We start from the raw sequence: 12,907 nt of genomic DNA, 5'->3' as shown, positions 1-12,907 counted from the left end.
GCGGGTTTCGGGGCGGCCTGGTCGGTCGGGGCCGGCCCGCCCGTCCGGACGGCCCCGTCCCGGCCGGCTCGGTGCAGCACCGCTGCGGGAAGCCCCGCCGGCATCGGGTCCGGTGGTCGTGCCTCGGCCGCCGCCGGGCGCCCGGCCAGCTCCGCCGCCGTCGGCACGGTCGGTTCGGTCGGGTCCGGGAGCCCGGGCTCCGGCATGGTCAGGCCGAGCATCGCCAGGACGCCTTCCCGGGAACCGTCCAGGCCCAGCAGCCGGTCGGCGTCAGTTCCCGCGAACCGCAGATGCGCGGAGGCCGGCAGGCGCAGCCGTTGCGCCACCGCGAGCGCCTGCGCCAACAGGATGCCGGTCTCCTGACACTGCAACCGGTAGCCGAAGTCGCCGTACCGGGCCATCGTGCGGGTGAAGACGGCGGTGAGCACCAGGACCACGTCCGGTACGGCGGTCGGCGGGGCAGCGAGTGTGCCGACCAGCGCGGCCCGGTGGTCGTCGGCCCGGACGCGGACGAGTGCGTGGTGCACCGGGTCGTAGTGGTACAGCCCGGCCGGTGGCCCGACACCGCCCCCGCATCCCAGGTACGCCTCGATCGGGTGCAGGGCACCGCCGGACGGGGCCGGGCGGCCGAGCAGCAGGCGGGGCGGTCCGGCACTGACCCGCCCGGTCGCCTCGATCGGCAGGCTCCAGATCAGGCGGACGATGCCGAGCAGGTCCACCAGCAGGGCGCCGAGCAGTTCGGCGCCGCCCGGGCCGGTCGGAGTCGCGGTGTCCGCCGTACCGGTGGGAAGCGCACTGGTCCAGGGCAGGACGTACCGGTTGGTGTCCAGGTAGCGCTTGTACCGGGCTCCCGCGCTCACCTCGTCGGCCGGCCGGGGTCCGCTCTCGGTCAGCGCCCGCAGGTAGCGGCGGACCGGCTCGTCGTCCACCGGCTCAGTCGGCTCGGCCATGCGCACGCTCCTCGACGGAAGGACGATCAGGGAAAGGGATGCGGGAACGGATTCAGTTCCTCCGGTGCGAGATCCGTCGCGCGATGGCCGAGCCGACGCGGCGCGGCCAGCAACCGGGGCAGTCCGTGGGTACGGCGGTAGTGGTGTCCGAAGGTCATCGGAACCGTGCCGGGCACCAGGACCTTCGCCGCCGCGAATCCACCGGCGCGGTGCTCGGCGGCGGTGGTGTCGACGACGATCACGTCGAGGTCGTCGGCGAGGTACCGGGAGACCAGGTCGGCCAGGTCGGCGCTGAGGTCGGTCCGGGGCGGTCGGTCCCGGTCCGGCCAGGACCATCGCCCGGCCAGTTCGTCGATCGGGCGCCCCGGCTCGTCGACCGGCAGGAAGCGCAGTCGGTCGGCCGCCTCGGGGTGGCCGTAGAGCAGGGCGTGGTCGTCCATCTCCCGGACCAGTCCACTCTCCGCGACCAGCGGGGCGGCGGCTTCCGGCCGGTAGCGTTCACGCAGCCCGTCCAGGCCCGGTCCCAGTTCGCAGAGGGCGGACAGCAGTGCCCGCTCGGGATCCGGATGGGCGGCCGCGGCACAGGTCAGCGCGGGCCGGGCCGGATCGGCCACGTCGCCCGCTCCGCCCACCGCCATCACCCAGAAGGCGGGTACGCCCTGCTCCAGGGTCGCGTCAAAGGCCATCGCCGAGTACCCGACGCCGTGCGCCATCCGCTCGGCCAGCAGCGGGATCCGGCGGTCCCGGACGGACCCGAGGTCTATCTTGGACAGTGGTAGGCGGGCGTACCAGGCGGTGAGGAAGGCGTCCCGCTCGGCGATCTCCAGGAGCCCGTAGAGGATCGCCTCGCTGAGGCAGCCGCCCAACGCGGAGCCGTTGGAGCACTCGAAGACGAATCCGGGATCGTGGCGCGGCCGGGGGCCGTAGTAGGCGTAGCTCTCCGGCACCAGCACCGGCTCGTCGCGGCCGAACGAGTATCCCCAGACCCACGCCGTCACCCGCTCCGGATCGAACCGGACGTAGCCGAACCCGCGCTGGTCGTACCGGTCGTCGGGGTGGAGACCGAGGGTGCGCGGGTCGAGGGCCCGGTCGGCGACGTCGGCGTACGCGGCCCGCACGGCGGTACGCCGTCCCCGGGGCGCGATCCCGGCCAGCCGCTCCAGTGCCTCCGCGAGGGCGGTGACCCGGGCCGAGCCGAAGTCGCCGGACCGGCCGTACCCGTGTTGGTTGTCGTGTCCACTCGTGGGCCGCAACCGGGCCACCGCCACGATCCCGTCGCCACGGGTGCCGGCGGCGACCGATTCCAGCACCCCGGTCTCGGGGTCGACGTACAGCCGGGTCAGGGTGTCCGCCCGGCGGGTGAGGCTCGCCACCCGGTACACCCGGGGGGCCACCTTCGGTGCCGGGGCCAGGTGCAGCCGCCCGGCGTCGGGCTGGTCGACCGGCATTCGGCCACAGTCGGGACACGACGGGTCGGCGAGCACGGTGTGCCGGCGTACGACGCCGGTCGGCACGGCCATCCGCAGCAGGGCGCCGGCCGTCCGGGCCCGCTCCGGGTTCCGCCGCAGCAGGTGGACCTCGTCCCGCACCAGCGCCCCGACGGCGGCACCGACGAGCCTGCCGAGTAGTGGCGTGGGTCGGTCGGCCACCTCGGCCCCGTACCGCTCGCGCAGTGCCCGACGTCCGGCGGTGTCGGCACGGTTGTCGGCCCGGCGGCGGGCCGCGCAGGTCGGGCAGCCGCCTACACCGGGCCGCACGGCGGGTCCGAGCAGCACCCAACCGCTGTCCACCCGGACCGGCAGCCAGGGCAGCCCGCGCAGGACGGCCTGCTTCAGCAGCCCGGACCGGGCCGAGGTGTCGGGGTGGTCGGCAACGGACACCAGGGCCGTCCAGTCGTCGCCGGGGTGTCCGGCCAGTTCCTCCGGATCGTCGACCAGCAGCGCCGGCTCCCCCAGGCCGTCGGCGACGGCGCGGGCCAGCCGGCCCGTGCCGACCAGCACCGTCCGGCCCGACGGCCGGTACGGCTCTGCCTCACTCGTCACAGAGCACCACCCGGACCAGGAACGGCAGGACGCGTACGGCCTCGGGGTCGTGGTGCAGGGGTACGGCGACCGGCACCCGACCGGCGCTGCGGAGCGCCGTCACCAGGCGGGTCACGACGTCGCCCCCGGAGCCCGGCTCGTCGACGGACGCGGGACCGGATCCGGCGGGCGGTGCCGGCGGCCAGGCCGGTGCGGAATCGGGCCGGACCGGGTCACCGGCGGTTCCGGCCTGCCACGCCAGCAACACCCGCTCCAACCCGTCCCGGAGCGCCTCGGCCGGATCAGGGTCGCAGGTGACGACGGTCGGCCGGCCCTCGACCGAGAAGGCGTACGTCGCGACGCCCAGGATCCCGGTCAGCTCCCGCACCCTGACCTTCTCGTCCGCGAGCGAGAGTTGCCGCAGCAGCCGCCCGACCCGGGCATCGGCGACGTCCGCCGGATCGACGTCCGGACCAACCTCGGGGGTGGTGGCGTGGCGCCGGGCGGCCAGTGCGGCGCACTGCGCCCGTAGTCCCGCCGCGACGGCGTCGTCCCAGCTCAGTCCGGCGGCAACTCCCACCGGCGGCCGGTACGGCGTGGCCGGTCGCGGCCATCGCGGTGCCGGTCGGACCGTACGGGTCGACAGGTCCCACCCCCACGGTGTGCTGTCCGGCGGCACGGCGAGCCCGGCGTACGCGGCGAGGGCGCCGAGCAGGGTCCGCAGGCGCGCGGTGACCCGGTCCCCGCCCCAGCCGAACACCTCCGGGGCCGGCGCCCAGCTCGGCAGCGTCCCGAGTGGATCGGCGACCGTGGCGCGGCACAGCCACAGCGGGGTCTGACCGAGGTCGCCCTCGTCGAGAAGGCGGATCAGTCCGGTCCGGGAGTCGACCGCGACGCCGACCCGCTCCCACAGCGTGGCGGCCGGTACGGGCGCCACGGAAGCAAGGTCCACCGGACGCCCGGCCCCGCTCGACAACCCGGCCGGAGACGCGGACGCGGAGGCTGCCAGCGGATGTCGCCGGATCCGGTGCGCGGACGTGTCGAGGGTCCGCAGGTCGACCCGGGTCAGCGTGGGCGACGGACCCGGGCTGCCCGTAGGCAGCGCGTCCAGGCCGGTCAGCCGGGCGAAACAGGCCATCGCGAGTTGGCTGGCGACCACCGTCGGCACCGGACCGGTCCACCAGCCGTCGGCGGTATCCGAGCCGACCTTCACGGTCTCGTCGGACACGTCCACGGTCTCGTCGGACTCCGGCCGGTCGGTGAGCCGACGCCAGGCCGATTCCGCCGCCGTCTGCTCGGGTGGGCCGACCTGGGTGAGCCAGGCCTCGGTCGGCCGGACCCAGACCTGTCCGAGCTGGACGTCGGAATCGGCACAGGCCCGGCACATCGCGATCAGGTCGTTCCGGTCGTCCGACACCTGGAGAACCAGGCCGGCCCCGGACGGCACCCGGACCGTATCGGCCGGTCGTTCCACCCGCACCGACTGGCCGGCGTCGCGCCGGCCCGCGACCTGGGCCACCTGGCCACCGTCGGTCTGCACGACGATGTCCCGGAATCCGCAGTGCAGAACGGCCGCCACCAGCGCGTCGACGAGCGGGCCACGGCCGACGACCGCGACCGGTGTCTCGCGGAGCCGTTCGAAGCGCCGCTCGGCCGAGTCGGCGGCGTACCGGATGAAGGCGATCTCGTCGGCGTAGGTCTCCCGGTCCGCGATGCCGAGTCCGTGCGGCTCGTCCGCCTGCGCGTCGACGACGTAACGCTGTTCGGCCAGGGTGGTCACGAGTTGTTCGACCATCGCGCGTTTGTCGGGCGCCAGACCGGCGGTCATTTCGTCCAGCGTGTACTCGCCGGTAAGCGCCGGTGCGAGCCGGGACAACCAGGCGTACGCCTGACTTCCGGCCAACGTGGCGGCCCCGTGATCACTGTGAATGTAGACGCCGTCCGGAAACTCGACGAATCGCACATCTTCGCGCAGGCGTGGTTTCACATCGCCCCCCGTGGCATTTGAACTTCATCGATGTTAACTGAAACGATCAACGAAGTCCATCGAGCGATCCACTGTCAGTTTGGTACGAGTTCGCCCCGACGACGATCGATTTGATCCCCCGCCCGATTACCGCCCCACGATTTCGTTACGAGCCGAACGCATCATGATTTTTGACGGTTTCCACAGATGTTCTCCGCGACCTTCCGCCCCGAAGCACATCCCGTCCGGGTTATCGAGAATGACGGACGACCTCGCATGAGCGCCGACGTCAATTGCGATTCGATGCCGTTATGACGAATGCTTCCACCGGCCACTTCGGGTGACCGCCGGAACAATTCCCCCGGACGTGTCCCGCATATGTTCCATAGACCCTATCGAATGCCTTGATGCCGGCCGGGCCTGGCGGGTCGCGATCAGATCTGCTGGAGTCCGACCACCGAGAGCAGGCGGAGCGCGTCGTGCGAGGGCGTACCGGGGGCTGCGGTGTAGAGAATCAGGCGCTGGTCCCGGTCGCTGATCTCCAGCGTCTGGCAGTCGAGCTCCAGCTCGCCCACCACGGGATGCGGGATCCGCTTGGTCGAACTGGGCCGGGGCGGGTCGACCGGGTACTCGTTCCAGCGTCGGACGAAGCCGGGGCTGGCGGCGCGCAGCCGGCTGATCAGCCTGTCGACCCCCGGGTCGTGGGGATAACGGGCCGCCGCCGTACGCAGGTCGGCGAGGCACTGCCGGGCGAACGCGTCCACCTGCGGGTCGTCGAAGTCGGCGTGCTGACCGCCGAAGAGCTGCCAGATGAGATTGCGGTCCTCGACCGGCCACACGGTGGGGTCGATCAACAGTGCGGTCGCCATGGAGTTCCAGGCCAGCAGGTTGTAGACGGCGTCGATCACGAAGGCGGGCGTGTCGTCCAGCCGGTCGATGAGGTGCAGGATCCCGGCCGGCACATCGCGGGGCGGCCCCGCCGGGATGTCCACGCCCAGGCCCGCGAGCCGGTAGAGGTGTTCGCGTTCGCTGTCGGTCAGCCGCAGCGCCCGGGCCAGGGCCACCAGCACCTGCCGGGACGGCTGCGGTCCCCGGGCCTGTTCGAGCCGGGCGTAGTAGTCGACCGAGATGCAGGCGAGTTGGGCGACCTCCTCACGGCGCAGTCCCGGCGTTCGTCGGCGTCGGCCGGCGGCGAGGCCGACGTCGGCCGGCTGCACCCGGGCACGCCGGGCCCGGAGGAAGTCGGCCAGGTGTCGGCGGTTCATCCGCACATGGTGCCCCGACTCCGCCGGCCGAACCAGGGACCCGTCGGTCCGTGGCTGGCACCGACCCCTTATGGCGCCCCGGGATCTGCCGGACGCTGGCCGCCATGGACGACACGAAGATCGCTCTCGTGACGGGAGCGAACAAGGGCATCGGGTTCGAAGTGGCCCGGCTGCTGGGTAGGGAAGGCGTCACCGTACTGCTCGGCGCCAGGGACGCCGGTCGGGGCGCCGAAGCCGCCGGACGGCTCCGCGCCGACGGTGTACCGGCCACGCCGGTACACCTCGACGTGACCGATCCGGCGTCGGTGACCGAGGCGGCGAGACGGATCGAGGACGAGCACGGCCGGCTGGACATCCTGGTCAACAACGCCGGCATCATGACGGGCTGGGGCCGACCGAGCGAGCTCTCCGTCGACGATCTCCGGCAGGCGTACGAGACGAACGTCTTCGCCGTCGTGTCGGTGACCAACGCGATGCTGCCGTTGCTGCGGCGCAGTTCCGCCGCCCGGATCGTAAACGTGTCGAGTTCGATGGGCTCGTTGACCCGGATCGCCGCTCCCGACAGCGGGATACCGATGATGTCGTACAGCTCCTCGAAGTCGGCCATGAACGGCCTGACCGTCGCGTACGCCGCCGAACTGCGGGACGCGGACATCAAGGTCAACTCGGCGGACCCCGGGTACTGCGCCACCGACCTGAACCACCGCACCGGGCCGCGCGACCCGGCGGAGGGAGCGGCCGTCGTGGTCCGGCTCGCCCTGCTCGACGAGCACGGCGCCAGTGGGGAGTTCCGGGACGAGCACGGCCCGGTGCCCTGGTAGACCAGCGGCCCGGAACATTTCTACGAGCGTAGACATCGGGTTTTCCCCAGCCTGCGGTGGTGGGCGTAGCAGAGTCGAGCAGTGGAGACCGAGGTACGAGGGGGATGCTGAATCATGGCCAGGACATGGCTCGTCACCGGAAGTTCCCGAGGTCTGGGATGGGCGCTGAGTCAGGAGATCCTGGCCCGGGGTGACAACCTGCTCGCCACCGCCCGGCAACCGGAACAGCTCGACGAACTGGTGAACCAGTACGGCGACCAGATCCGGCCGTTCGCCCTCGACGTCACCGACCCGGCCGCCGCGCGGGCGGCGGTCGTGGCGGCCGTCCAGGCGTTCGGCAAGCTGGACGTCGTGGCCAACAACGCCGGCTACGCCAACAGTTCCGCGATCGAGGAGACCCCGGACGACGACTTCCGGGCACAGGTCGAGACGAATCTCTTCGGCGTCGTCAACGTCACCAGGGCGGCGCTGCCGATCTTCCGTACCCAGCGGTCCGGGCACTTCCTGCAGTTCTCCTCGGTGGGCGGGCGCGTCGGCGGGACACCCGGGCTGGGTGCCTACCAGACCGCGAAGTTCGCCGTCGAAGGGTTCTCCGAAGTGCTCTACAACGAGGTCAAGCCGTTCGGGGTCAGGGTCACGATCATCGAGCCCGGCGCCTTCCGTACCGACTGGGGCGGCTCGTCGATGCGACTGGGCCAGGTGGGCGAGGACTACCAGCAGACCGTCGGCCGTCTGCACGGCCTCCGGCAGGAGATGGACGGCCAACAGGCCGGCGATCCGGTACGCGCGGCGAAGGTCATCGTCGACGTCGTCGCGCTGGCGGCACCACCGCTCCGGCTGCTGCTCGGCTCCGACGCCCTCCGCCTCACCGAGCAGGCCGCGCAGTCGCGGGCGCAGGAGACCACCGCCTGGGCCGATGTGAGCCGGAGTACCGACTACGACGGGAGCCCCGACTTCGCCCGGACCCCCGTCGCGGCCATGCTCGCGCCGAGAACCAACTGATCAGCGGTTCAGGCCTAGTTTCCGACCTGGACGCCGGCCTGGAACCGGGAGTCGGAACCCAGTTGCCGCATCAGTTCGGCCACCCGCCGCCGGTACGTCCGGAGCGGGATGCCGAGCCGCCGCGCCGCTGCCTCGTCGGTGAGGCCGGAGGCGAGCGAACGCAGGATCACCCGATCCGCCGGGTCGAGCTGCGGCCCGCTCCTGCGCAGCCAGGCGTCCAGCGGCTCGGCCGCGTCCCAGGCGGCCCGGAACAGCGCCCGCACCCCGTCGATCAGGCCGGCCGCGGTGGTCACGGTGAACGTCCGGTCCGCACCGTCCGGCGTACCCGCCAGGATCATGACCCGCCGGTCGATGATGATCGTTTCCTGCGGCAGCGGAGCCGGCGAGATGCGTACCCGGATACCCGCCGCAGTCGGTCGCGGCACACACGAACTCGGTTCGCGCGCTGACGAAGAGATGACCGGCACGCCGGACGAGTTCCTCCTCGCCGCGTACGGTGATCACCTGCTGCTCCGCCACCCGCCCAGTCTGGCTCCGCCATCCGACCAGCGGCAACTCCACCCCGGCCGGGGAACGCGGGCGGACCCGTGGTGGACCGGTGGCGGACTGGCCACTTGTTGCCAATCCCCGCGTCCCGCGCCCGGCGGAGCCAGGCTCGGTGCCATGACGACGAACACACCGACCAGCGCCGGGACCTTCCCGCTCGGCGGCGACCTGCGGATCAACCGGCTCGGCTTCGGCGCGATGCGGCTCGCCGCGAACTCGCCGCACGGACCGTCCCGGGATCCCGGGACCGGCATCGCCGTGCTCCGCCGAGCCGTCGAGCTCGGGGTGAACCACATCGACACGGCCGGCTTCTACGGGAGCGGCGAGGTGCACGCCCACGAGTTGATCCGGGAGGCGCTTTCCCCGTACCCGGAGGATCTGGTGATCGCCACCAAGGTCGGCCCGGTCCGGGACGAAGCGACCGGGATCCCCTCCCGGGAGGCCACCGCCGACGAACTCCGGGGCCTGGTCGAGGAGGACCTGCGCCGGCTCGGCCTGGAGCGGCTCGATCTGGTCTACCTCCGGGTGGGCGGCCTGGGCCCGATCGGCGGCGAGTCGATCGCGCAGCGGTTCGCCGTGCTCGCGGCGCTCCGGGAGGAGGGACTGATCCGGCATCTCGGGGTCAGCAACGTCGACGCGGCCCAGTACGCCGAGGCCGAGGCGATCGCCCCGGTGGTGGCCGTGCAGAACCACTTCCACCTCCAGCACCGGGACGACGCCGAACTACTCGCCCGGTGTACGGCGTTGGGCAGCGCCTACGTGCCCTTCTTCCCGCTCGGCGGCGGCAACCGGCCGCTCGACCCGACCCGGTACGAGCCGATCGCGGCACGCCACGACGCGACCGTCGCCCAGGTGGCCCTGGCCTGGCTGCTCGCCCTCTCTCCGGTCATGCTCGCCATCCCCGGCACCGGTTCACCGGAGCACCTCGAGGAGAACATGGCGGCGGCCGCCCTCCGGCTGTCCGAACAGGACCTCGTCGAACTCGCCGGCTGACCTCCACCCGGGCCTTCGGGCAGCCTGCGGCGGAGGGCCGGAGTCGATCGAAGAATCTGACGGTGACGGATAGCCCACGGTCTACCTGGGACGTACGCTCGGTCGGATGCGGGCCCCCAGAACGGGCACGTCCGGTCGGGGGTCGTGTCGCCGGTCCCCGCCCGGGTGGGTCGTCGGGCCCGGCACGGACAGATGGATCTCCCCGGACGGCGGAAGGGTCGGAATGAGAACGAGACGCACCATCCTGGTGGCTGCCGCCACAGCGGTGCTCACGGTGCTGGCGCTGGCACCACCGAGCCAGGCGGCGGCGGCACCCCGTTACCCGCACCTGAATCCCGGTGGGCAGCCGCGGCTGACCGAGCGGGTCCCGGTCAACGTGGTCTTCCTCGGCTACTCGCCGTCCCAGGTCCCCAGGTCGACGTTCCAGGCCGGGCTGCCGGCCGGTTACGACCCGGTGGTGCGGTCCCGGCTCCTGTACATGACGGAGGAGAAGCTCGGCCTGCACTACACCTACGACTACCAGATCAGTTACACCGATGACCGCTACGAGGACCGGTTCTTCGGCGAGCTGAAGCGGTTGGCCCGGCCGGCGCCGCTGAGCGAGTACCAGACGCTCTACAACGAGCAGCAGGGCAACGTTCTCGACATCACCAGGAACCACCACATCGACGCGCCGAGTGTGGAGCGGTGGCTGGCGAAGAACCCGCCCGCCGGGATCGACACCCGGCGGAACACGGTCTTCCTGATCAACTGGTACGGGCGGCCGGACTTCCGGTTCCACGTCTACACGAAGACGAACGAGCCCGACCCGGACACCGGATACAACTTCGGGACCGAGCGGGAGAGCCGCAAGATCATCGCGTGGGGCGGCACCACCGCCGACGACGAGGAGAACGGGCTCGGCTCCACCCACCGGATCTGGTTCCACGACCTCTCGGCCGGGCCGGAGTCCTGGACCTCCAACTGGAACGTGGACGACCCGGATCTCGACGGCAACGGCGTCGAGGACTACCGGATGCCACCGACCTGGGAATACACCCCCGGCGGCTACCGGGCGCCGAGCGCGCTCGCCGGCGACCTGAGCAAGATCACCCGGTACGTCGCGCTGAACCTCCTCTTCACCACCTCGCCGCTCTACCCGGTGGAACTGCCGACGGCGGAACCGCCGCGCTCGATCAACCTCGACAGCAACGTCTACGAGGGCTGGCCGGGCGTCAACGCCTCCAGCCAGTACATCGACCGGGACCTGCTCCTCGACGAACTGCGGGAACTGCGCTGGCGCAACCGGCTCGACTACGACAGCCAGGACCTGCCGTTCACCGGCGACGCCGAACGCTGCTACCGGCTCGCTGCGGAGGACGAATCCTGCTACCCGGAACTGGGCTACGGCGGGTTCGCCAACTTCTACCTGCAGAACCGGCGTGAGCTGGCGCGTACCCAGGACGACCAGGGCAAGGTCGACTACGAGTTGCCGATCTTCAGCTACGCGGTACCGGAGGGAACTCCCACCCCGGCCCTCGGCTTCGCCGACGACAACTGGGTCGACGGCACCCAGTCCTACGTCTTCGCGTTCATCTCGCCCGAGATCGTCGAGGCCGGGTACGGGCTGACCACCACCCTGATCCACGAGGTGGGCCACCACGTCGGGATGAGCCACCCGCACGACGGTTACGACAGCGCGTCCAAGGTGGACTACGTACCGGTCGACGAGTTCTACTTCGTCAACGCCGGCGACGAGAACAACTCGATGATGAGCTACATCGACCTGAACTGGGACTTCAGCCAGTTCGACCACGACAACAGCGACCGGTTCCTGACCGCCGCCTACAACGAGGCCGCCAACCGGCTCGCCGCCGACGTCCTCGACGCCCCTCGGGCGCACCGGGCGTACGACGAGTTGACGGCGGCGGACCGGCTGCTCGGTCGGGCCAAGGCGGCGCTGGCCAACCACCAGTACCGGTCGGCATACGCGTACGCCGACCAGGCCTACGCGGCGGTGGTCGACGGCGCCCGGGAGGCGGGCGTACCGACGGACAAGGTCGCCGAGCAGATGGCCCAGGATGCGAAGGCCGCCCGGACCAGCGTGGAGACGAACCAGCCGCACGAGTTCATCGACAGCCTCGACCCGGACGGGCCGCGCGCCCAGCCCTGACAGTCAGCCGACATCGGGTGGGACGGGGCCTCCGGCCCACCCGATGCCAGGGGCCAGGCCCTCGACATGAGCCCTCGGACCGGCCAGTTCCGGCTCAGCCCTGGTGTGCCCCGTACGCCCCGTGCGTTCCGGCGACCCCCGGCCCCGCCGTGGGGCGCTCGCGCAGTTCGAACTCGGCCCGGTCGGGATGACCGCCACCAGCCCCACTCGCCCGGCCCGCCGCCGCATCCGCCCACACCGCCACGAGGGCACAGCCGGCCGCGAGCAGCCACGCCGGCCCGGGTGCCCAGGCCACCGGGCTCACCTCGACGTCGATCGACCCCAGCCACGAGAGCACCGCGACGCTGTAGAAATTGAACGCGGCCGAACCGACCAGCAGCAGCGCCACGGCCACCCCGTAAACCTGACGACGCCCCAAGGCCAACGTGACGACGGCGCCGAGGACCAGCACCGCGATCAGGCCCACCACGACAGCGAACAGCTGGTACCGCTGCGTCCACGCCGGCTCCCAGTAGTCCTCGATCCTGCCGTGCACAACCATCAACACGACCACGGCCATCATGGTGGCGAGCAGCCCGAGGAGCACTGCGACGATCCGCCCCCAGAGCGAGCGCACCGCGACGCCCGGGGCCAGCAGAATCGCGAGGACGGCGGGCAACTGCGAAGCCTCTGTGAAGAACTGGGCCACCGGGTACGGCTGGTCGTTCAGCTCGGAGGCGAGGTAGCCGAGGTCGAGCCCGTTGAGGGTGTCGCCGTTGGCCCGGGTGAACCAGGACGCGGTGAACGCGGCGAACGCCGCGAAGACCAGGATTACAAGGCAGATACGGGCGGCACGGCGCAGCGCGGTCGGTGTCACGACAGAGAAGTCTAGTGATGTCACGCACCCTCCAGGATGGCGGCACCCGCGAACCGCGCCGGGGACGTCGGGGCAGCGAACGCGACCAGTTCCGGGCAGAGGTATCCGGCGGGGCGCACGCCCAGCGCCGGGCAGGGCGAGCCCGACGATGCCGGTCGACGAAGCGGGCCCTCCGTCCCACCCGATGCGGGGCAGACGGACCAGGCCTTCGAGATGAGCCCCGGACCGGCCAGTTCCGGCTCAGCCCTGGTGTGTCCCGTACGCCCCGTGCGTTCCGGCGACCCCCGGCCCCGCCGTGCGGCGCTCGCGCAGCTCGAACTCGGCCCGGTCGGGAT

At 71.7% G+C, this 12,907-nt stretch carries 10 protein-coding genes; 4 read left to right on the top strand and 6 right to left on the bottom strand.

What is annotated here, in order from left to right; all coding sequences use genetic code 11:
- The 4 genes from I0C86_RS32895 to I0C86_RS32880 all read right to left on the bottom strand — a co-directional run.
- Window positions 1-950, bottom strand: a 950-nt coding sequence (locus tag I0C86_RS32895) for a SagB family peptide dehydrogenase (RefSeq protein WP_196205201.1), incomplete at its 3' end; no start/stop codon positions are given.
- 26 nt (window positions 951-976) lie between these two features.
- On the bottom strand, window positions 977-2,992 hold the full coding sequence (locus tag I0C86_RS32890) for a TOMM precursor leader peptide-binding protein (RefSeq protein WP_196205200.1): 2,016 nt from the start codon (window positions 2,990-2,992) through the stop codon (window positions 977-979).
- A complete protein-coding gene (locus I0C86_RS32885) occupies window positions 2,982-4,958 on the bottom strand; it encodes a hypothetical protein (protein ID WP_196205199.1) in 1,977 nt (658 codons plus the stop codon). Before I0C86_RS32885 ends, I0C86_RS32890 begins: the two co-directional genes overlap by 11 nt.
- 413 nt (window positions 4,959-5,371) lie before the next feature.
- Window positions 5,372-6,202, bottom strand: a complete 831-nt coding sequence (locus I0C86_RS32880; protein ID WP_196205198.1) for a helix-turn-helix transcriptional regulator — start codon at window positions 6,200-6,202, stop codon at window positions 5,372-5,374.
- Between the two features lie 104 nt (window positions 6,203-6,306).
- On the opposite strand from I0C86_RS32880, the gene I0C86_RS32875 reads away from it, so the two are divergent.
- Together I0C86_RS32875 and I0C86_RS32870 are read left to right on the top strand one after the other, a co-directional pair.
- Window positions 6,307-7,023, top strand: a complete 717-nt coding sequence (locus I0C86_RS32875) for an SDR family oxidoreductase (RefSeq protein ID WP_196205197.1) — start codon at window positions 6,307-6,309, stop codon at window positions 7,021-7,023.
- A 114-nt stretch (window positions 7,024-7,137) separates the two neighbouring features.
- Window positions 7,138-8,025, top strand: coding sequence for an oxidoreductase (locus I0C86_RS32870; RefSeq protein WP_196205196.1), 888 nt, complete (start codon window positions 7,138-7,140; stop codon window positions 8,023-8,025).
- A 14-nt stretch (window positions 8,026-8,039) separates the two neighbouring features.
- Here I0C86_RS32870 and I0C86_RS32865 read toward each other — a convergent pair whose 3' ends face one another.
- The gene (locus I0C86_RS32865) at window positions 8,040-8,450 is read right to left on the bottom strand and encodes a helix-turn-helix transcriptional regulator (protein WP_230395181.1); all 411 of its coding nucleotides are present in this window, start codon (window positions 8,448-8,450) and stop codon (window positions 8,040-8,042) included.
- A 238-nt stretch (window positions 8,451-8,688) separates the two neighbouring features.
- Here I0C86_RS32865 and I0C86_RS32860 point away from each other — a divergent pair, with 238 nt between their 5' ends.
- Both I0C86_RS32860 and I0C86_RS32855 read left to right on the top strand, forming a co-directional pair.
- On the top strand, window positions 8,689-9,564 hold the full coding sequence (locus I0C86_RS32860; RefSeq protein ID WP_196205195.1) for an oxidoreductase: 876 nt from the start codon (window positions 8,689-8,691) through the stop codon (window positions 9,562-9,564).
- Between the two features lie 223 nt (window positions 9,565-9,787).
- Complete coding sequence (locus tag I0C86_RS32855; protein WP_196205194.1) at window positions 9,788-11,716, top strand: zinc metalloprotease; 1,929 nt, start codon at window positions 9,788-9,790, stop codon at window positions 11,714-11,716.
- A gap of 94 nt (window positions 11,717-11,810) precedes the next feature.
- Here I0C86_RS32855 and I0C86_RS32850 read toward each other — a convergent pair whose 3' ends face one another.
- Window positions 11,811-12,572 (bottom strand): hypothetical protein, encoded by a 762-nt coding sequence (locus I0C86_RS32850; protein WP_196205193.1) that lies wholly within the window; start codon window positions 12,570-12,572, stop codon window positions 11,811-11,813.
- Window positions 12,573-12,907: the final 335 nt, after the last annotated feature.

Origin of the sequence: Plantactinospora alkalitolerans (assembly GCF_015690345.1) — a bacterium.
Lineage (GTDB): Bacteria > Actinomycetota > Actinomycetes > Mycobacteriales > Micromonosporaceae > Plantactinospora > Plantactinospora alkalitolerans.
The sequence above is the reverse complement of the archived record's forward strand: the minus strand, read 5'-3'. Positions and strand labels throughout refer to the sequence as shown.